The 19447-nt window shown below is 72.1% G+C and carries 18 protein-coding genes; 1 reads left to right on the top strand and 17 read right to left on the bottom strand.

The features are described 5' to 3' along the window. Positions 1 to 182: 182 nt before the first annotated feature. The 5 genes from pstB to P5P86_RS19300 form a co-directional block, all read right to left on the bottom strand. Positions 183 to 962 (bottom strand): phosphate ABC transporter ATP-binding protein PstB, encoded by a 780-nt coding sequence (pstB, locus tag P5P86_RS19280; RefSeq protein ID WP_280609068.1) that lies wholly within the window; start codon positions 960 to 962, stop codon positions 183 to 185. Between the two features lie 12 nt (positions 963 to 974). Beyond that, positions 975 to 2051 carry a phosphate ABC transporter permease PstA gene (gene pstA / locus P5P86_RS19285; protein ID WP_280609069.1) on the bottom strand — a complete coding sequence of 359 codons (1077 nt, stop codon included), beginning with the start codon at positions 2049 to 2051 and terminating at the stop codon, positions 975 to 977. Beyond that, positions 2048 to 3025, bottom strand: a complete 978-nt coding sequence (gene pstC, locus P5P86_RS19290; RefSeq protein WP_280609070.1) for a phosphate ABC transporter permease subunit PstC — start codon at positions 3023 to 3025, stop codon at positions 2048 to 2050. The genes pstA and pstC overlap by 4 nt, the downstream gene beginning before the upstream one ends. 106 nt (positions 3026 to 3131) lie before the next feature. Continuing rightward, positions 3132 to 4247 carry a phosphate ABC transporter substrate-binding protein PstS gene (locus tag P5P86_RS19295; protein WP_280609071.1) on the bottom strand — a complete coding sequence of 372 codons (1116 nt, stop codon included), beginning with the start codon at positions 4245 to 4247 and terminating at the stop codon, positions 3132 to 3134. Between the two features lie 168 nt (positions 4248 to 4415). Further along, complete coding sequence (locus tag P5P86_RS19300) at positions 4416 to 5306, bottom strand: NUDIX hydrolase (protein ID WP_280609072.1); 891 nt, start codon at positions 5304 to 5306, stop codon at positions 4416 to 4418. A gap of 75 nt (positions 5307 to 5381) precedes the next feature. On the opposite strand from P5P86_RS19300, the gene P5P86_RS19305 reads away from it, so the two are divergent. After that, a complete protein-coding gene (locus P5P86_RS19305; RefSeq protein WP_280609073.1) occupies positions 5382 to 6431 on the top strand; it encodes a hypothetical protein in 1050 nt (349 codons plus the stop codon). Between the two features lie 69 nt (positions 6432 to 6500). On the opposite strand, the gene P5P86_RS19310 is transcribed toward P5P86_RS19305, so the two are convergent. From P5P86_RS19310 to P5P86_RS19365, 12 genes are all read right to left on the bottom strand, one after another. Continuing rightward, positions 6501 to 8663, bottom strand: coding sequence for a heavy metal translocating P-type ATPase (locus P5P86_RS19310; protein WP_280609074.1), 2163 nt, complete (start codon positions 8661 to 8663; stop codon positions 6501 to 6503). After that, on the bottom strand, positions 8660 to 8863 hold the full coding sequence (locus P5P86_RS19315) for a heavy-metal-associated domain-containing protein (RefSeq protein WP_280609075.1): 204 nt from the start codon (positions 8861 to 8863) through the stop codon (positions 8660 to 8662). The genes P5P86_RS19310 and P5P86_RS19315 overlap by 4 nt, the downstream gene beginning before the upstream one ends. Beyond that, on the bottom strand, positions 8860 to 9147 hold the full coding sequence (locus tag P5P86_RS19320) for a metal-sensitive transcriptional regulator (protein ID WP_280609076.1): 288 nt from the start codon (positions 9145 to 9147) through the stop codon (positions 8860 to 8862). Before P5P86_RS19320 ends, P5P86_RS19315 begins: the two co-directional genes overlap by 4 nt. Positions 9148 to 9216: 69 nt before the next feature. After that, entirely contained in the window at positions 9217 to 9381 is a 165-nt protein-coding gene (locus tag P5P86_RS19325) for a hypothetical protein (protein ID WP_280609077.1), read from the bottom strand. Positions 9382 to 9598: 217 nt separating this feature from the next. Then, positions 9599 to 9802: a cold-shock protein gene (locus tag P5P86_RS19330; RefSeq protein ID WP_045548871.1), complete on the bottom strand. Its 204-nt coding sequence runs from the start codon at positions 9800 to 9802 to the stop codon at positions 9599 to 9601. 303 nt (positions 9803 to 10105) lie between these two features. Then, positions 10106 to 10567, bottom strand: a complete 462-nt coding sequence (locus tag P5P86_RS19335) for a hypothetical protein (RefSeq protein WP_280609078.1) — start codon at positions 10565 to 10567, stop codon at positions 10106 to 10108. Further along, complete coding sequence (locus P5P86_RS19340; protein WP_280609079.1) at positions 10564 to 11175, bottom strand: phage tail protein; 612 nt, start codon at positions 11173 to 11175, stop codon at positions 10564 to 10566. The genes P5P86_RS19335 and P5P86_RS19340 overlap by 4 nt, the downstream gene beginning before the upstream one ends. Continuing rightward, a complete protein-coding gene (locus P5P86_RS19345; protein ID WP_280609080.1) occupies positions 11172 to 13121 on the bottom strand; it encodes a putative baseplate assembly protein in 1950 nt (649 codons plus the stop codon). Before P5P86_RS19345 ends, P5P86_RS19340 begins: the two co-directional genes overlap by 4 nt. 4 nt (positions 13122 to 13125) lie before the next feature. Then, a complete protein-coding gene (locus tag P5P86_RS19350) occupies positions 13126 to 13605 on the bottom strand; it encodes a gp25 family contractile injection system sheath assembly initiator (protein WP_280609081.1) in 480 nt (159 codons plus the stop codon). After that, the gene (locus P5P86_RS19355) at positions 13602 to 15365 is read right to left on the bottom strand and encodes a phage baseplate assembly protein V (RefSeq protein WP_280609082.1); all 1764 of its coding nucleotides are present in this window, start codon (positions 15363 to 15365) and stop codon (positions 13602 to 13604) included. Before P5P86_RS19355 ends, P5P86_RS19350 begins: the two co-directional genes overlap by 4 nt. Next, entirely contained in the window at positions 15362 to 16018 is a 657-nt protein-coding gene (locus P5P86_RS19360; protein ID WP_280609083.1) for a CIS tube protein, read from the bottom strand. The genes P5P86_RS19355 and P5P86_RS19360 overlap by 4 nt, the downstream gene beginning before the upstream one ends. A gap of 70 nt (positions 16019 to 16088) precedes the next feature. Beyond that, positions 16089 to 19427: a hypothetical protein gene (locus tag P5P86_RS19365; protein WP_280609084.1), complete on the bottom strand. Its 3339-nt coding sequence runs from the start codon at positions 19425 to 19427 to the stop codon at positions 16089 to 16091. Positions 19428 to 19447: the final 20 nt, after the last annotated feature.

A 19447-nucleotide genomic window follows, 5' to 3' on the forward strand; every position in this document is an offset into this window, starting at 1 on the left:
GCGGCGGGTCTCGAGCCAAGCCATCCGCATGATCGACTGCGACCACCGGCCCAGTGCAGTGCAGTGCAGCCCAGCCCAGCCCGTGATCCCTCGGCGTACCTGACCTTTCTCACCAACCACCGGCGTGTCCCGGTGAGAAAGGTCAGGTGCCAGGGGCAGGTCAGGTGCCTGGGGCAGTCGGCTCAGCCGAAGCGACCGGAGATGTACGCCTCCGTGTCCGGGTTGTCCGGGGTGGTGAACATCGTCTTGGTCGGGTTGAACTCCACCAGGTGACCCGGCTGTCCGGCCGCCTTGAGGTTGAAGAAGCCGGTGTCGTCGGAGACACGGGCGGCCTGCTGCATGTTGTGGGTGACGATCACGATCGTGTAGTCGGACTTGAGGTCGTGGATCAGGTCCTCGATCGCGGCGGTCGAGATGGGGTCGAGCGCGGAGCAGGGCTCGTCCATCAGCAGGACCTCGGGCTCGACGGCGATCGCGCGCGCGATGCACAGCCGCTGCTGCTGGCCGCCGGAGAGGCCCATGCCCGGCTTGCCGAGGCGGTCCTTGACCTCGTTCCACAGGTTCGCGCCGCGCAGCGACTTCTCCACGATGGAGTCGGCCTCGGACTTCGGCATCCGCTTGGCGTTGAGCCGGTTGCCGGCCAGCACGTTCTCATAGATCGACATGGTCGGGAACGGGTTCGGCCGCTGGAAGACCATGCCGATGCGGCGGCGCACCTCGACCGGGTCGATGGCGGAGTCGTAGAGCGACTGCCCGTCCACCGTCACCTTGCCCTCGACGCGGGCACCGGGGATGACCTCGTGCATCCGGTTGAGCGAGCGCAGGAAGGTGGACTTGCCGCACCCCGAGGGGCCGATGAAGGCGGTGACCGCCTTCGCCTTGATGGTCATGTTGACGCCCTCGACGGCCTTGAAGTCGCCGTAGTAGATGTCGAGGTCGGTGACGTCGATGCTCTTGGCCATGGGAGTTCCTTCTTATCGCCCGGTCTTGGGGGCGAAGATCTTGCCGATGATGCGGGCGATGAGGTTGAGGATCATGACGATCACGATGAGGACCAGCGCGGCGCCCCAGGCGCGGGCGTAGCCCGGCGGATCGGTGGCATGCGTGCCGAGGGCCGTCGCACCGGGTGTCTTGTACTGGTTGAAGATGAAGACCGGCAGCGTCGTCATCCGGCCCGAGAACAGGTTGCCGTTCATCGAGTCGTTGTAACCGGCGGTGACCAGCAGCGGAGCTGTCTCCCCGATCACGCGCGAGATCGCGAGCACGACGCCGGTCACGATGCCGCCGATGGCGGTCGGCAGCACGACCCGCACGATCGTGCGCCACTTCGGCACGCCGAGCGCGTACGACGCCTCCCGCAGGTCGCTCGGAACCAGCCGCAGCATCTCCTCGGCCGAACGCACGACCGTCGGGATCATCAGCAGCGCCAGCGCTATCGCACCGCCGATGCCGGCGCGGAACGCCGGACCGAAGAACATCACCAGCAGTGCCAGCGCGAACAGACCCGCGACGATCGAGGGGATCCCGGTCATCACGTCCACCAGGAAGGTGATCAGCCGGGCCAGGCGGCCGCCACGGCCGTACTCGATGAGGTAGATCGCTGTCATCAGGCCGATCGGCACCGAGATGATGGTGGCGGCGATGGTCACCACGATGGTGCCCTGCAGCGCGTGCAGGATGCCGCCCGGCATCGAGCCGAACACGCCGCGCATCGAGGTGGTCAGGAAGTGGCCGTTGATCTGCGGCGCGCCCTTCTGGACCACCATGATCAGCAGCCACAGCAGCGGCACGCAGACCACCACGAAGGCGGCCCAGACCAGGTTGGTCATCAACCGGTCGGTCGCGGCGCGCGGGCCCTCGAGGAAGCGCGACCACAGCGGCAGCGCGAAGACGTAGAGCAGGCCGGCCACGATCAGCAGCGCGATCCAGCCCCAGCCGAGCAGCAGCGAGACCAGCCCGGCGACGGCCAGCGCGGCGATCGCCACGACGGCCGGCGCCCAGCGCGGGAGCCGCGGCCGAGCGAGCGTGGAGGGAGCGAGGAGGGCGGTCATCGGGCGAGCTTCCTCTCACCGCGGCTGATGGCCCATCGGGCGACGAAGTTGACCGCGAAGGTGAACGCGAACAGCACCAGGCCGGCAGCGATCAGCACGTGCTGCTTGTCGGCCGTGGCTTCGGCGTAGTTGTTGGCGATGTTGGCCGCGATCGTCTGCGGGCTGGTGTCGCCGATGATGTCGAGCATGTACTTCGGCGAGGACGAGTAGACCATCGTCACCGCCATGGTCTCGCCGAGCGCGCGACCCAGGCCGAGCATGACGCCCGCGATCACGCCGGACTTGGCGTAGGGGAACACCGCGAGCCGGATGACCTCCCAGCGGGTCGCGCCCAGGCCGATCGCCGCCTCCTCGTTGAGCCGCGGCGTCTGCGCGAAGACCTCGCGGCTGATGGCGGTGATGATCGGCAGGATCATCACGCCCAGCACGAGCGCCGCGGTGAGCGCGGTCTGCCCGTTCGGCGACGCCGGTCCCTTGAAGAGCGGGATCCAGTTCAGGTAGTCCCCCAGCCAGTTGATCACCGGCTTGAGCGCCTGCGAGAGCGCCCGCCCGCCCCACAGGCCGTAGACGACCGAGGGTACGGCGGCCAGCAGGTCGATGACGTAGGCCACCGGCGTGGCCAGTCGGCGCGGGGCGTAGTGGCTGATGAACAGCGCCACCCCGAGAGCGAACGGCACCGCCACGATCAGGGCGAGGATCGAGATGAAGACCGTGCCGAACAGCAGCGGACCGACGTACGACCAGAAGTTGGTGAACCCCTGGCCGTAGGTGCTCGGATCCACGCTCAGCCCGGGAACGCCCTGGATCAGCAGGAAGACGAAGACGCCGGCGAGGACGACGAGTATCAGCAGGCCGGCGCCGAGCGCCGCACCCGCGAAGATCCGGTCGCCGAGCGCCTGGGGACGCCGTCGGGTTCCGGAGTCTGATCCGGACGGCCCTGAAGGCGTCTGCTCGGGGGAGGCGGTGAGTGACACGCAGTTCCTGAGGTCGAAGTGGGTGAGCGGCGGCCCGCATCTGGCGGGCCGCCGCATCAGGTCTTGCCAGCCCGGGCTCGGCCGACGGCCTCACCCGGGCTCGGGATCACTTGGCAGCGATCTTGGCGATGATCGCGGTGGCCTTGTCCGACACGTCGCTGCTCAGCGGGGCCGAGCCCGCAGCCGAGGCGCCGGCCTGCTGGCCGTCCTGGGAGACGATGTAGGACAAGTAGCCCTTGACCAGGTTCGCGGTGTTCGCGTCGCTGTAGGTCGGGCACGCGATCAGGTAGGACACCAGCAGCAGCGGGTAGGCGCCGTCGGCGCCGTCGGTGCGGTTGACGTCGTAGATCAGCTGGCTGTCGGTGGCCGAGGGGTCCAGGTCCGACTTGGCCACGACGGCGGCGGCACCCTCGGCCGACGGCGCGTTGTAGGACGAGCCGACCTTGATCGACACGACACCGAGGCCACCGGCCTGGGAGGCGTCGGCGTAGCCGATCGTGCCGTCACCGCCCTTGATCGCGGTGATGACGCCCGAGGTGCCGTTGCCCGACAGGCCGTCGGTCGAGGGCCAGGTCTGCGAGGGCGCCGAGGACCAGGCGCCCTCGCCGGCCTTGTTCAGGTACTCGGTGAAGTTCTGCGTGGTGCCGGAGTCGTCCGAGCGGTGCACGGTGTGGATCGCCGTGCTGGGCAGGTTCACGCCGCTGTTCTGCTGCGCGATCGCCGGGTCGTTCCACTTGGTGATCTTGCCGGCGAAGATCCCGGCGATCGTCTTCGCGTCGAGCTTGAGCGAGTCGACGCCCTTGAGGTTGAACACGACGGCGATCGGGCTGATGTAGTCCGGGACCTCGATTGGGTCCGCGCCGCACTGGCTCTTGGCCTTGGTGTACTCGTCGGACGGGTTGGCGATGAACGCGTCCGAGCCGGCGAACGGGTAGGCGCCCGACTCGAAGCTCGTGCGCCCGGCGCCGGAACCGACGGGGTCGTAGGTGATGGTCACGCCGGAGTTCTTCTGCTGGTAGGCAGCCATCCAGGCCTGCTGGGCGGAGCCCTGAGCGCTCGAACCACCAGCGGCGAGCTTGCCGCTGACGGAGCCGCCAGCGGCGGCCGAGTCGGACGAGTTGTCGCTGGCGTTGTTGTTGTCGTCGCCGCAGGCGGCGAGGGACGCCGCCAGCGCGAGAGCAGCAACACCCGGGACGACGGCCCGGCGGAGGGAGGTCTTCACTTCAGTTTCTCCTGTGGTCATACGCAGGTTGACGTCAGCGAAGGTAGGCAGCCGAAGTGACCGGATCCGGGGCCGTCGGTGAACGGGGCGTGAACGCAACCTGCCGTCTCGGAGACGAAATCGCGTGGAGGAGGCGGATAGTGGGTGAACTCGCCGTCCTGGGACTTGTCAGAGCGGTAGGTGCCGCTCTATAGCGACGACCTTTCCCTTGCGCAGGTGGAGCACCGCCATCTCCCCTTTCTCCAAGGCGAGCTTCCTCATGCCCAGGGCCGCGAAGATCATGGGCAGGACCGGGCGGTGGCTGCACACCACCAGCGGCCCACGCGCGGCCAGGTCACGCGCGAGCCCGAGGATCAGCGCACCCGTCGGCACCTCGGCCGCGCCCTCCTCGCTGAGCAGCGTGGTGGACTCCAGCCGTACGTCGGCGACGGCGGCGTACGGCTCGACCGTCTGCCGGCAGCGCTCGCTGGTGGAGGTGACGATCCGGGTGACCCCGTAGGCGGCGAGCACGCCGGGAAGCCGCGCCGCCTGGCGCTTGCCGGCCGCCAGCAGCGGCCGCTCCGGGTCCGCACCGCGCCAGGTGTCGCGAGCACGGGCCTCGCCGTGCCGCAGCACGATCAGGGGGTACGTCGTCTTGCGGGCGGCGATCGCCTCGCGCAGCGTGGCCCGGTCATGCGGGTAGGTCAGCATCCGGCTCGCGTCGGCGATCGGCACCCAGGCGGCCCGGTCGATCTCGCCGGGGCGCTGGTAGCCGCTGACGTCGTCGTCCCCACCCTCGCGCACCCGTCCCGTCCAGTAGCTCACCCGCTTCCAACCGCGGCCGACGCGGTAGCGCTGCGGCCGCAGCGGCCGGGCGAGCCGGATCGGGAGCCCTGTCTCCTCCTCGACCTCGCGGACGGCGGCAGCGGTGACGTGCTCGCCGCGGTCGAGCTTGCCCTTGGGGAAGGACCAGTCGTCGTACTTGGGCCGGTGCACCAGCAGGACCTCGCGGCACTCGCCCTTGCGCCGACGGAAGACGACGGCCCCCGCGGCCTCGATGTCCCGGGTGGGTGCACGCATGGGGGTAGGTTATGCGGCTCCTCGCAGCGTCGGGCAGCAGGCGCACGCATGGGCCGGTGGCCTAGGTTGTCCACCGTGGCGTTGCGACGGATGCGGACCCGGACGATCGCGCTGGCGACGGCGGTGGTGGTCCTCCTCGGTGTCGCCGTGGTGGTCGGGGTGAAGGCCTGGGACGCCGCACGCCGCAGCGACCTCCAGCGGGCGATGGCGCTGGCGCCGAAGGATGCGCAGCGCTACTCCTGGACGGACTGGGCGGCCGTGCGTGCCGCGCTCGGGACCTCCTCGGACAGCAAGCTCCTCGACGCCGGGTACGACGCAGACCTCACGCCGGCCTCCTCCCTGACCACGTCGGTGGACCTGATGCACTCGGCGTTCGGCTTCACCCCGGCGACCCTGTCCTGGGAGCTCCTCACCCAGTCGACCAGCGGCGCGACGCTGCTGCTGCGCGTCGCGGACTCGGTGTCCTTCGCCAGCATCCGCACGCACCTGAAAGCCGCCGGCTTCACCGCGCCCCAGGGCGCCGACGGGGTGTGGGACGGCAGTGCCGTGGACGGCACGGGCGGCGTACCGATCCTGTCCTACGTCTCCCTCGACGAGCATCGCCACCTGGTGGTCACCAGCGACACCGACAGCTTCCTCGCCCAGGCGGTCGACAAGCTCGGCGCAGGGTCGGTGCCGCAGCCGATCGCGCGGGTGGTCGATGCCGTCGACGAGCCGCTGGCGGCCGAGATCTACGACGGCGACTACACCTGCGGCAAGCTCGCCATGGGCAACGCCGACCCGACCGACGAGGCGCAGGGCGTCCAGCTGATCAGCGAGGCGGGCAAGGTCAACCCCGTGCTCGGGTTCGCCATGGCGCGCGAGCCGGGGCCCGGGGGCAAGGCCGGCGACGTCCGCGTGGCCCTCGCCTTCGCCAACCACGACCAGGCCGTCACCAACGCCACCACCCGGGCGAAGCTGGCCAGCGGCCAGGCACCCGGCCAGGGCGGCACGTTCCCCGACCGGTTCACGCTCGGCAAGGTGGCCGCCAGCGGCGCGGTGGTGACGATGGCGCTGCGGCCGAAGAACGATTCCCCGGTGCTCTCGGACCTGTCGACGGGTCCGTTGTTGTTCGCTACGTGTTGAGGCTTTGGCGGGGTAGTCCGGGGCGCAACGCAGGCCTAGCCGCCCGCAACCCCTGATTTCCGCCCCGGACTACCCCGAGAATCGCCGCAACCGCAGGCTGTTCCCCACCACACACAACGAGGAGAGCGCCATCGCGGCACCGGCCAGCATCGGCTCGAGGCGACCGGAGACCGCCAGCGGGATGAGCACCACGTTGTAGCCGAAGGCCCAGGCCAGGTTGGCACGGATGGTGCCGAGGGTGGCACGCGCGAGCCGGACCGCCGTGGGGACCAGCCCCAGATCACCGCGGACCAGCGTCAGGTCACCGGCCGCGATGGCCGCATCGGCGCCGGTGCCCATGGCGATGCCCAGATCGGCGGTGGCGAGCGCCGCCGCGTCGTTGACCCCGTCACCGACCATCGCCACGACCCGCCCCTCCCCCTGGAGGGCACGGACGTGCGCGGCCTTCTCCTCAGGCAGTACGCCGCTGATCACCGCGGTGATCCCCACCTCGCCCGCGACCGTGCGGGCGGCGCGCTCGTGGTCCCCGGTCAGCAGGACCGGCTCGAGGCCGAGCCGACGCAGCCCGGCGACGGCGTCGGCCGCGCCCTCCTTGAGGGTGTCGGCGACGACGAGGACACCTCGCGCCGAGCCGTCCCAGCCGACCGCCACAGCGGTGGCTCCGGCGGCCTCGGCCCGCTCCACGGCGTCCTGGAGGGCCTCGTCGAGCGGCAACCCGCGCGAGCGCAGCAGATCCGGCCGCCCGACGACCACCCGCCGGCCCTCGACCGTTCCCTCCGCACCCAGACCGGGGAGGGCGGCAAAGTCATCGACCGAGGGCGGGTTCGTCGAGTCGGCGCCCGCGATCGCCCGCGCGATCGGATGCTCGGAGGCTGACTCCACAGCGGCGGCGCGGCGCCGTACGTCCGGTTCGGAGGCCGACGCGCCCGCGACCACCTCGATCAGCCGCAGCTCGCCGCGGGTCACGGTGCCGGTCTTGTCCAGCACGACGGTGTCGACGCGGCGGGTGGACTCCAGGACCTCGGGCCCGCGCAGCAGCACGCCGAGCTGGGCGCCGCGACCGGTGCCCACGAGCAGCGCGGTGGGGGTGGCCAGACCCAGCGCGCAGGGACACGCGACGATGAGGACGGCGACGGCGGCGCTCATCGCCCCGGAGGCCGGCTGGCCGGCGACCAGCCAGCCGACGAAGGTCAGCAGGGCGATGACCAGGACCGTCGGCACGAAGTACGCCGAGACCCGGTCCGCGAGCCGCTGAGCCGCCGCCTTGCCGCTCTGCGCCTCCTCGACCAGCCGGGCGATCCGCGCCAGCTGGGTGTCGGCGCCGACGCCCGACGCGCGGACGACGAGGCGCCCGTGGGTGTTGAGCGTGCCGCCGGTGACCGGAACCCCGGCGCCCACCTCCACCGGCACCGGCTCGCCGGTGAGCAGCGAGGCATCGACGGCGGACGCTCCGGACTCCACGACGCCGTCCGTGGCGATCCGCTCCCCCGGCCGCACCACGAACAGCTCGCCCACGGCCAGCCGCCCGATCGGCACCGTGACCTCGACGCCGTCGCGCAGGACGTGCACCTGCTTGGCGCCCAGGGTCATCAGCGCGCGCAGCGCCTCCCCCGCGCTCCGCTTCGCCCGGTGCTCGAGCACGCGCCCGGCCAGCAGGAAGGTCGTCACCGTCGCGGCGACCTCGAGGTAGACCTCGCCCGAGCCCAGCAACGCACCCAGCGACCAGAGATAGGAGACGACGACGCCCAGCGAGACCAGCGTGTCCATCGTGGTGGCGCCGTGCCGCAGGTTCGCCAGGGCAGCGCGGTGGAACGGCCAGGCCGCCCACGTCACCACCGGTGTGGCCAGGGCGAACGTCACCCAGGCCCATCCGGTGCCATGCCCGTCGGCGAGGGGCGCGAGCATCGCGATCGCCACGATCGGCACGCTGAGCACCGCGGCGACCACGAGCCGTCGGATCAGCGGATCGGGCGCCCCGCTCGGCTCCGCATCGGAGCCCGGGTCGACGTCCGGGACGGGCGCGGCGTCGTAGCCGGCGGCCACCACTGCCGCGACCAGGTCGTCGGCCCCGATGCCCTCGGCGTACTCGACCCGGGCCTTCTCGGTGGCGTAGTTCACGCTCGCGCTGACCCCGTCGAGCCTGTTGAGCTTGCGCTCGATCCGGTTGGCGCAGGAGGCGCACGTCATCCCCGTGATGGCGAGTTCGAGCTGGCGGCTGGGCGAGGCGGTCATCGCAGCGCGTACCCCGCTTCCACCACGGCCCGGGCGACGTCCTCCCGCTCCAGCGGTACGTCGGAGGTCACGCGCAACCCGCCCGACGCCAGGTCGACCTCGACGGCGCTGACACCCGGCAGAGCCGAGACCTCCTCGCTCACCGAGGCGACGCAGTGCTGGCAGGTCATGCCCTCGACGGTGCCTTCGAAGGTGCTCATGAGCGCACCAGCCGGGTGATCGCCTCGACGGCCTCGGTGACCTTCTCCTGCGCCTCCGCGTCGCTGCTGCGGGCGGCGTCGACCACGCAGTGGCTCATGTGCTCCTCCAGCAGGCCCAGCGAGACGGCGTGCAGCGCCTTCGTCATCGCCGAGATCTGCGTGAGGATGTCGATGCAGTACTGCTCCTCCTCGACCATCCGCGCGACGCCGCGCGCCTGGCCCTCGATGCGTCGCAGTCGTTTGAGGTAGTCGTCCTTGCGGTGGATGTAGCCGTGCTCGCTCATGGAGTCGAACTTACCCCTACCCCCTAGGGGTATCAAGGCTGCAGGCGGAATCGCCTCCGACTCCGGAACTCAGGACCCTCGGCGGGCGTGCGGAACCACCCCAAGGATCTCGTCGATCTCCTCGGTGCTGAGGTGCTCCTCGGACTCGCTCGCGGCGATGATCAGGTTGGTGGTCAGCTCGACCTCCCCGAGCAGGTCCGCGTCTTCGAGCGAGACGTCGAACTGGTCGTGCACCTGGTCCTCCTCATCACCGGGCCACCGAGGTCCTCACGACCCCGGGCGAAACCCCGATGTTTCCTTCCCTGTCAAGATTACGTCCAAACACCAACATGGCCGCCCCGACATGACCGGCGCGGAGCCAGGCTTTACCCAACCTGGATGACGCCTGATCGCGAGTCCCGGAAATGGCACGAGGCCCCGACCTCGCGGTCGGGGCCTCGTTCTGATCGGATCAGAGAGGGCGGACGTTCTCCGCCTGCGGGCCCTTCGGACCCTGGGTGACGTCGAACTCGACCTTCTGGTTCTCGTCGAGCGACTTGTAGCCGTTGGTCTGAATCGCCGAGTAGTGCACGAAGACGTCGTCGCCGCCGTCCTCCTGCGCGATGAAGCCGAAGCCCTTCTCAGCGTTGAACCACTTCACGGTGCCCTGAGCCATTTGCTCTGTTTCTCCTTCGTCGGGGCGAGAAGCCGCCAGGATCGACGGCTCCACAACACATGCGGTGACACCGTCGCTCCGACCTGTGGAGTCCCCCGGATGAGCGGGCACAGAGCAGAAACGCCGTTGGATCACAAACTCCGCGGGCGTCAGACCACTTGGAACTTGCACCTGTTGCAAGCAGCACAGTACCAACACCAGGGCGGAAGGAAACCCTCGAAGACAGGAATTCTCAACGTCTTCGATCCGGGTTCAGGAATCAGGTGCCCGCAGCACCCCGCAGCAAACCCCCCGGACGCCGGATCAGCGCGCGAGCACTACCACGATCAGGGCGATCAGCGCTACCAGCGTCGCCCCACCGACCAGCCACCAGTACCAGTCGATCCCGGCCGGCTCGGGCACCGGCTCGGGGGCGGGTGGCGGTGGCGCGGCGACGACGGTGATCGGCTCGGGTGCCGTCACCAACACCATCGGACCTCCACAGCGCAGGCAGGTCTCGGCACCGACCGGGTTGGCCTCGGCGCAGGTCGGGCACGGGATCGAGGCGACGGTCACCCGGCCGGCGGTCCCGGGCAGGCGCCTCAGGTTCTCGCCGCTGCCCTGGCCACCGTCGCGGATGACCTCCGACGGCGTCCAGAACAGCGGGAAGTCGCACTTCTCGCAGAAGTCGTGGGACTCGCGCCGGTTCAGCGCGACCTGCGCCGGCGTACCGCACTCGGGGCAGGCCACCGCCGCCCGCTGGTCCGCCTGCTGCTCGCTGGTCATGCCTTCCTCCCGTACGCCGACCCGTGCGAGCCGGCATCCTCCCCTGATCGCCAGACCAGCTCGTCGCCCACATAGAGCTCGGCGCGCGCGTGCGCCGGCACCTCGTCACGGATCCGCTCGACGAACTCGGCCACCGCGAGCTGGCCGGTGGAGGCCACCCGCAGCCGGACCCAGGCGGTGTCGGCCGGTGCCTCACCGCTGCGCCAGATGCCGCCGCCGTCCTCGACCTCGGCCGGACCGTCGCTGAGCAGCTCGAGGAACTCGCGCAGGCCGTGCGCTGTGCCGCGCCAGGTCAGCGTGCGAGCGGCACTGCGCACCATCCGGCGCTGCAGTTCCTCGGGCAGCGCCTCGTCGATCGGCGCGGCCGAGATCCACGATCCCAACCACCGCACCAGCTCCGGCGGAGCGACGGTGACGTCGAGGATGTGGTCGATGTTGTCGGCATCCTCCAGCAGCGTCGTACCGAGCTCCTGGAAGATCGAGACGAACCTGCGGAAGAAGTCGTGCGCGACCATCTGGACCGGCAGCTGGTGCACCATCCAGTCCGGGTCCCGGCGCGGCCGCAGCTGCCCGCTCGGCTGCTGTGGGATGTAGGGGGCGAGCGTCATCGCACGACCACCCGGTGCGCCGCGGAGAGGAACAGCGACTGCCGGTCGAGCCGGATGACGTCCCGGGCCGCCCCGAGCCGGCGACCGGTGCGCAGGTCGAACTCGTAGAGCAGCACCTCCTCGACGCGCTCGACCCCCTCGACCGACTCCAGCAGCTGGGTGACCGTCGCGGCGTTCACGTCGGCGTCGAAGGGCCAGCCGGTGCCGTCGGCACCGCCGATGAGCGGGTTCAGGTAGCGGTCCAGCGCGTCCACGGCGCGCTGCTGCACCAACGCCGGTGGGCGGCCGGGGTCGCCGTGCACCAGCGCCACGACCGAGACGCCCTGGTAGTACGGCGTGCTCACCTCGATCGCCGTGCCCACGATCCGGTGCTGGTCCAGATGCGCGGTGATGGTCTCCATCAGCGACGGCGAGATCGCGTAGTCGTCGAGGTGATGCTCGCCGACCTCGCGCCGGACCTGCGGGACGACGAGGAGCTGGACGTGCGCGTTGCCGGGACCGGCCGCCTGGCACCGCGCTCGGGCGACCTCGGGCGATGCCTCGAGCGTCAGCCGCTCGAAGTCGCCCACCGTCACCGCGCGCTGCCCGGTGCGCAGGGTCAGCGGACCGCGCTCCTTGGCCTCGGCGACGGTCTCGGCGTCCACGCCGCCACTCGCCCGGCCGAGGTTGGAGACGGCGTTCACGAACGGCACGGTCGTGCGCATCAGGGTCAGGGTCCGGGCCCCGACGTTGCCACGCACGCCGCCACCGTGCCGGTAGCCGCTGACCTCGATCCGAGCGCTGTCGCGCGGGATGGCGCCGTGCTGGCGCACGGTGCCGTCGGCGTAGCGCACCCGCGGCCCGAAGCGGACGATGCCCGACCCGCCGTCCCAGACATAGACCCGGTCGTCGGGACCGGCCAGCGAGAAGTCCTCCACCTCGCGCCAGATCGTCTCCTGGTCGCCGTCGCGGACGAGCACGTGCTCACCGGTACGACGCGGCAGCACGGGCGTGCGCGAGACCACGAAGCTCTGGCCCGGCGTACCGTCGCTGCGGCCGATGACCTCGCCGGGCAGCTGCTCGGCATGCTCGGCCAGCACGGTGCCACCCAGCGCCTCGACGCTGAGGCCGCGGACCCGCGGCGAGGCCTGGTACGTCGGCTGGCCCGGCAGCGGCGCGAGCAGCCGGGCACGCAGCCAGTACGCGGCCTGGTTGCCGACAGTGGACGGCGCGTGCTCCACCGGGACGAGCAGCACGATCTCGCCGGCCCGGTTGAGGCCGCCGGTGGAGTCCTGGTGGACGGTGCAGCCGATCCAGCCCCCGCCGTTCCAGACCTCCCAGGCCAGCGGCGGCCGGTTGGGGTCGACGCCGATGCCCTCGGCCTGGGCCTCGACCACCAGCCGGATCACCATCCCGGCCAGGCTGTCGTGGAAGCCGAGGCAGAGCGCGTCGCCGGGACTCAGCTGCGGCGAGGCGAACGCACGCACGCCCTCGGTGCCGAAGCGCAGGTCCTCCCACACGTTGTCGACGGTGCCGGCGACCTGGACGGTCTGCGCGGCCTCGAGCACCGGCGGGGCGATCACCAGCTCCTCGGTGGTGCTGAAGACCACCGCGTCGGCGCCGTCGGCGGCGCTCGCCGCCGTCATCACCTGGGTGTTGGCCGGCACGACCACGGGAGCCTCGAGCACGGCGGAGAGCCAGAACGTCAGGTCCGCACGTGCGACCGACGGCGGGAACGGCTCGATCCCGACCATGTTGAGGAAGTGGGTGTAGAGCCGCTCGGGGACCTGGTTGACCCGATAGAGCACCATCTCGCTCATCCAGGCGAACAGCTCGATCAGCGCCACGCCGGGGTCGGAGACGTTGTGGTTGGTCCATTCCGGGGCGTAGCGCGGGATCAGCCGCTTCGCCTCGTCGACGATGCTCTGGAAGGTCCGGTCGTCGAGGCCGGGAGTGGGGAGAGGCATCGGCTCACTCTTCGCTGTCGTGGGGGATCAGGTAGAACGGGTAGACCAGGTTGCGCCGGTCATTGGTGGCTCGGATCCGGTAGGCGATGCCGATCCGCACCAGGGCCGGTTCGTCCTGGTCGGGCACGGGCACTACCTCGTCCACCTCGACCCGGGGCTCCCACTGGGCGATCGCCTGGCGCACCGACACGGCGATCTGACCCAGCAGGTTCGGCGTCACCGGCTCGAAGAGCAGGTCCCAGATCCGGCAGCCGAACTGCGGGCGCATCAGCCGCTCCCCCGGTGCCGTCATCAGCACCAGCTCGATCGACCGGTCCAGGTCCGCGACCGGATCCGAGAGCCGGATCGAGCCGGTGTGGTCCACGCCGAGCGGCCAGGCGAAGCCGCTACCCAGGAAGGAGGGGTCGGTACCGGCCGGCACCCTCGGGTCGCGCTGGCCGGTGACACGGGCCGGCAGCCGGCCCTCGTGCGGTCCACTGGTCAATTGATCATCACCACCGCACCCTTGAGGGCGAGCTGGGCGCCGGCCTGGACCGTCGTGTTCGCCTGCCCGTCGATCTTGACCTCCGCGCCCTGCACGTCCACCCCGGTCTTGCCGGCCACCGAGGCCTTGGTACCCGCCTGCGCGTCGAGCGTGGTGTCCGCCTTGAGCGTGATGCTCTTGCCCTGGATCGTGATGTCGCCCTGCTCGGAGAAGACGATCTTGGCAGCGCCGTTGGTGATCGTGAGCTCCTTGTTGGCGATCGTCAGATCGGTCTTGTCCGCTCCGATCCGCAGCTGGTGCTGGCCGCCGGCCAGCTTGACCAGCACGTACTTGCTGTCCTCGGAGGTGCCGTCGGCCAGCTCGATCACGTGGCCCAGCCGCGAGGTGATCCGGCGGTAGGCGATGCTGGAGCCGTCCACGTTGCCCGCCTTGGGCGAGGTCGGCAGGGTGTTCTTCGCGCTGAAGAGTCCCCCGAGCACCAGCGGCCGCCGGGTGTCGCCCTGCTCGAAGGCGACCAGCACCTCGTCGTTGACCTCGGGCTGGAACTCCAGCCCACGGCCCTTGCCGGCGCCGATCGTGACGACCCTCGCCCACGGCGACTCCACGGTGCTGCCCTGGGTCGCGTAGGTGACCTTGACCTTGCCCGCGTTGTCCGGGTCGGCGACGTTGGTGACGACACCGGTGATCACGCCCGGAAGGGTGAAGCCACTCCCGTCGACGGGGACGCCGAGGACGTCGACCAGGTGCCGCGGCCGGTGCGGGCCCGCGGTGAAGCGGGTGGTGAAGCCGCTGATGTCGTAGACGTGCTCGATCGCCGTGACCAGGTACTTGCCCGAAGCCGGACCGGCGTCGCTGACGTTGACGGTCGTCGCCAGGGCGATGGCCGGGTTGAAGTCGCCCGTGCCCCGTGCCACGACACCGTCGGAGGCGGCGGCCGCGAAGATCGAGGAGGCCATCGCGGTCGCCTCGTCGGCGTCCATCGGCGCCGCGTCGCGGACCACCAACGTCTTCGCTCCGCCGTTGAGGTCACTGAGGAAGGGGTCCACCAGGTCGCCCTTCGACTTCGTCGACGGGGTGGCGGAGTCACCGGTGATCATCTGCTGTTGCGCCGGGTCCCAGCCCACGACCTGGACCTTGTCCGGCCGCAGGCTGGTGGCCTTGACCGAGAACCCGTCCAGGTCCTTGCCGAAGACGAGCGCGACGGTGGTGTCCGACGTACCGGCCTTCTCGAAGCGGAGCGTGCTCGCGCCCTCGACCCACCAGACCCGGCCGGTGCGCGCGCAGATCTCGTTGAGGAAGTCCAGGTCGGTGCCCGACTGCAGCAGGTAGGGATGGGTGGCGCTCTCCGGCTGGGCGCTGCTGGCCGAGAGGCCGTGCGCGCGCAGGACGTCGCCGACGACGGTGCTCACGCTGCTGTTGAGGTAGGTCTTGGTGGTGGTGCCGTGGGCCAGCTTGTGTGCGGCGTCGTCGACGGTCACCACGAGCTCGGGCTGGCGGCTCTCCCCCTGGTCGAGCGAGATGCCCACCACGGTGCCGGTGAAGACAGGGCTCGCGGCCCCGGCCCTGCCCACCGTGACCGACTTCTCGAGCGTGAACAGCGACGCCTGCGCCAGGGCCGCTCCGAAGTCGCGGAAGCGCAGCGTGGCCCGGCCGACCAGGCCTACCTGCAGGTCGATGCGGACGCCGACCAGCCGGTCCAGCCAGACGGCTGCGAGGTCCTGTCCACCGACCTTGATCTCGGGGGCGAGGGTGATGGTCATGCCGAGCCCAGCCGCGGGATGGAGAGGACGGTGCCCGGCCGTACGGCGAGGGGGTCCTCGAGGCCGTTGGCCGAGGCCAGCGCCCGCCACTTGGTGGCGTCGCCGTAGTAGCGCGCGCTGATCCGGTCGAGGGTCTCCCCCGGCTGGACGCGGTGCACCCGGTGCGGCCGAGGCGTGCCGGAGGTGGGGTTCTGCGGCCCGAAGGCGTCCGACTGCTGGTACTGCATGAGGGTCAGGCTCATGTCGGCACGCAGCGGCGTACCGCTCTCGGAGAAGTAGGTGAACGTGAGGCTGAGCGAGGTGATGACCGACTCGAAGCTCTGCAGGTTGCCCCAGCCGAAGGTGACGGTCCGCGGGCGGGCGTTGTTGCTGGTCTCGTCCGACCCGGCCAGGCTCGGGTCCGGCTCCATCAGCGCCAGGATCTTGCCGGTGTAGTTGGTGACCGGCACGCCCTCCAGCGTGGTGTCGAACTTCAGCTCCAGCGACATCGACGCGGACTCGGTGCCGTTGAACTGCGCCGTCGAGACGCCCTTGCCCGGCATCGAGGGCGCGCTCCAGCTGTTGCGGCGGCTCAGCGAGAGCTGCTCGGGGTTGTAGAGGCACGGGATCTGGGTGCCGCCCTCGATCTGCAGGTAGGCCTTGGCGAGACTCATCGGCGTACTCGCTTCGCTCCGCGCACCGATGAGGGGTCACCGAGGCTGTGTCGACTGGTTCGCTCGCTCACTAGAAACCGCCCCTTCCGGAGCGGCGACCGCGCCGCTCGAGTTCGTCGACGACACGCTGCTCGATCCGGTCGACCACGGCGGCGATCACCTCGTCGAGCTGCTGGGGATCCAGCGAGCCGGAGGCGGGTACGGCGGGTCCGGCCTGCCCGGCCGCCGCCTGCGCCGGGTAGATGACCGACGCCAGCGCCGCGGCGTCCACCGCGCCGCCAGCAGCGGAGAAGCCGCCTGCCGCGCCGGCGGCGCCACCGGCGGGTCGGGTGGCGGCGGGCGAGCTGAACAGGTGCGCTGTCCGCTCGAGGAACGAACCCCCGGTCGGCTTCTGCGCCGTCCCGGACTGCGTCGCGTTCGGCTCCTGGCGCTGGCCCTTCCCGCCGCGGAACGGGAAACGCCGTACCGGCTCGGGGAGGTTGCCGTCCTGCGAGGCCGAGGCAGGCGGCAGCGGCATCACCGGTGGCCGGGGCCGACCCTCCGGAACGTGACTCGACATGGCGCCCTCCCTCCTGCTCTGGTCCGATCTCTGGTCCGGTTCGATCCACGGCTCCAGCCATGACGCAACACGGCCTGGCTGGTTCTGCCCGCCGCTGCGGGCGGCGCCGCGGCGGCTGCTCGACGAGGTGTCGGCGGCGGCGCCGCGCGGGGTGCCGGTCCTGCGGCGGACGGGGGCGGCGGAGGACGCGCTCGACGGCGCGGCGCTGGCGGCTCCGTTCGCCGCCGCGGCGCTGTCGAGGTGCGCGCCGGGGTGCGTGCTCGCATGCAGGAACGCCCGAAGGGCGGCGGCGTCTCCGCCGGCGGGCATGGCCGGTACCGGCGGGGCCTGGGTCGCGTGGGGGCTCGGCTGGGCGGCCGGGGCGGCGGGCGACGCCGAGGTCGGGGCTGAAGACGGGGCCGACGGCGGGGCCGAGGACGGCTCGGCTCCGGTGTGGTCGATCCCGCTCCGCCGGCCGGGCTCAGCGACGCGGCCGGACGCGGCCGGCCGGGCGAGCGACCGCGTGGCGGGTGCCCGGCGCAGCGGCGGCGCAGCGGGGTCCGACAGGCCGGCGCGGCCGGCCGGCGCGCCGGTTCCAGGCGTGGTGCCATCCCGTGTGCCGGCCTCATGCATGCGCGGGAGTCGATCGCCGGATGGCGTGGGGCCGGCGTCGCCCGAGGCGGCGGGCTGCGGCCGGGTCAGCCGGGGCGTCAGCAGTCCGAGACCACCGCCGGCGTGCGTGCGTCGGCTGGTGGACTGTCGCCGTACCGGCGCGGCCGGGTCGTCGCCGGAGCGAGCCTCGCGCGCAGCGGTGGGCCGCAGGGCAGGCGCGGTGGGCAGGGCGCCCGTGCCGAGGCCGGCCGTCGCGGGCCGGATCTGGGCGGAGCCGCCGAACCCGCTCGGCAGGCCGCCGGAGCTCTCCGCCGCGCGGCCGGCGCGCGGCCCGAGGGTCAGCAGGTCGGGCATCGCCAGGCCGAGGCCGGGCGTCACCGAGCGCAGTGCACTCAGCGAGGCGCGCGACCAGTCGCCGCTGTCGTGGGCGAGGGCGCCGGGGTGGGCGTCACGGGTCTCGACCTGACGGCGGACCGGGGCCGTCGCCGGTGTCGTCGCCGGTGTCGTCGCCGGTGTTGTCGCCGGTGTTGCCGCCGGTCGTCCGACGTTCGCCGGCGCGGTGGGCGCGGTGGGCTCCGGAGCCGCCGCCTGTGCGGTGGTGGCCGAGGCCGCGGAGCGTCCGGCAGTGCCGGGCGCTCCGGCCGACGACGTGGCCGACGTGGCCGACGTGGCCGACGACGTGGCCGACGAACCGGCCGACGAACCGGCCGACAAACCGGCCGACGTGCCGCCGCCGGCCCTGGAAGCGGTGGGTGCAGCCGGTCCGGCGCCGGCCGAGGCAGCGGCCTGGTTCCGCTCGAGCGTCCGGCGGCGCACGACAGCCGACGTGCCGGCCCAGGACTCGCGCCGGCTCGGCCGTGCGGCCGGGGCCGCCGAAGGCTGGTCCGCCAGCAGGGCGGCCGTCGCCGTCCTGACGTGCTCGACCGTGCCGACGCTCCGGCGCAACACCCGGTCCTCGCCGCGCAGACCGGCCGCCTGGTGGTGCCGGGCACGGCTCCAGAGCTGCGCTCCGGGGCGTGCGGCGTCGTCCGACCGGACGGCGAGCGCCGTCCCGCCGGCAGCACCCGCGACCAGCGAACGCCGCACGGCAGCGTCCCCGGGCTGTCCGGGCTCTCCGGGCTCTCCGGCGGCGGTGAGCTCGGCGCTGTCGCGGCGCGCCCTGGCCGCGGCGAGCCTCGACGCGAGCGGGCGGAGCTGGAAGGGGGCCCGGCGCAGCGTCGGTGCGGCGGCGGGCGACGGTGCACCGGCCGGGTCGCTCCCCGCGGGGGCGCCCCCCGGAGCCGCCCCGAGGGCTGTCACGGCGGCCGTCGGGGTCACCGGCGCCGTCGTCGACGCCGAGCCGGATGCCTCTGAGGTGGCGGGCACCGTCCCGCCGGAAGGCGGCGGCGTGGACCCGACCGACGCGGAGCTCGAGCCCGGTACAGCCGGCGAGTCGGGCGCAGCAGGGATGGACGCGGCGGGCGCCGCGCCGCGCGTGGAGGCGCCGCTCGTGGACCCCGCGCTCGTGGGCCCGCCGCTCGGAGCCGGAGCCGAGCCGGCGACGGAACCGGAGGCGGGGGCCGCCGCATGCCCGGCCAACCCCTGCGCCGGCGGCGCCGTCGCGGGCGCAGCCTGACCAGGACCAGGAGCAGGAGCAGCAGCAGCGGGCACCCTCCGGGCGGGCGCCGGCGCGGAGGCGGCCGCCGACCGGGCGGACTCCATCCGCCGGCGCACCGTCGCAGCGCCGAGCCGCGCGGTGTCGCCTGACGTCAGCATCGGACCGGCGGCGCTCACCTCGTCGTGGCGGCGCACCCGCACGACCTGGCCCTGAAGGCCGTCCAGGATCCCCCCGGGCGTGTAGGACTCCTCGTTCTGCACCGCGCGGGCGGCACGCGGCAGACCACGCGTCGGCAGCTCCTGCTCGGACAGCTGGGACCGAGCCCCGGTCAGCCACGGCGGGGCACCTCCCGGACGCCGCGGCGCCACCGGCGCGGCACCGGCGGAGGAAGCCGAGGTCGCATCGGCATCGGTGCCGCCGGTCCACCAGCGCGGCGGCCGGACGGAGTCGTCCTGCGAGCCGGGGCCGCGAAGCGCCCGGCGTACCTCCACCGGACGCGACAGCGAGGAGGAGAACCGCTCCACCGAGGAGGCCAGCGAGCCGATCCGGGTCGGCAGTGGCCGCCCGGCCGGCGGGCCGGGCAGGCGCATGCGCCCGACGACCTCGCGGCCGAGTCGGGTGCTGTCCTGGTACGGGACCTGCTCGCTGGTCATCTCACTCATCGGGGATCGGACGGAAGAGG

This window comes from Nocardioides sp. BP30 (assembly GCF_029873215.1).
Lineage (GTDB): Bacteria > Actinomycetota > Actinomycetes > Propionibacteriales > Nocardioidaceae > Nocardioides.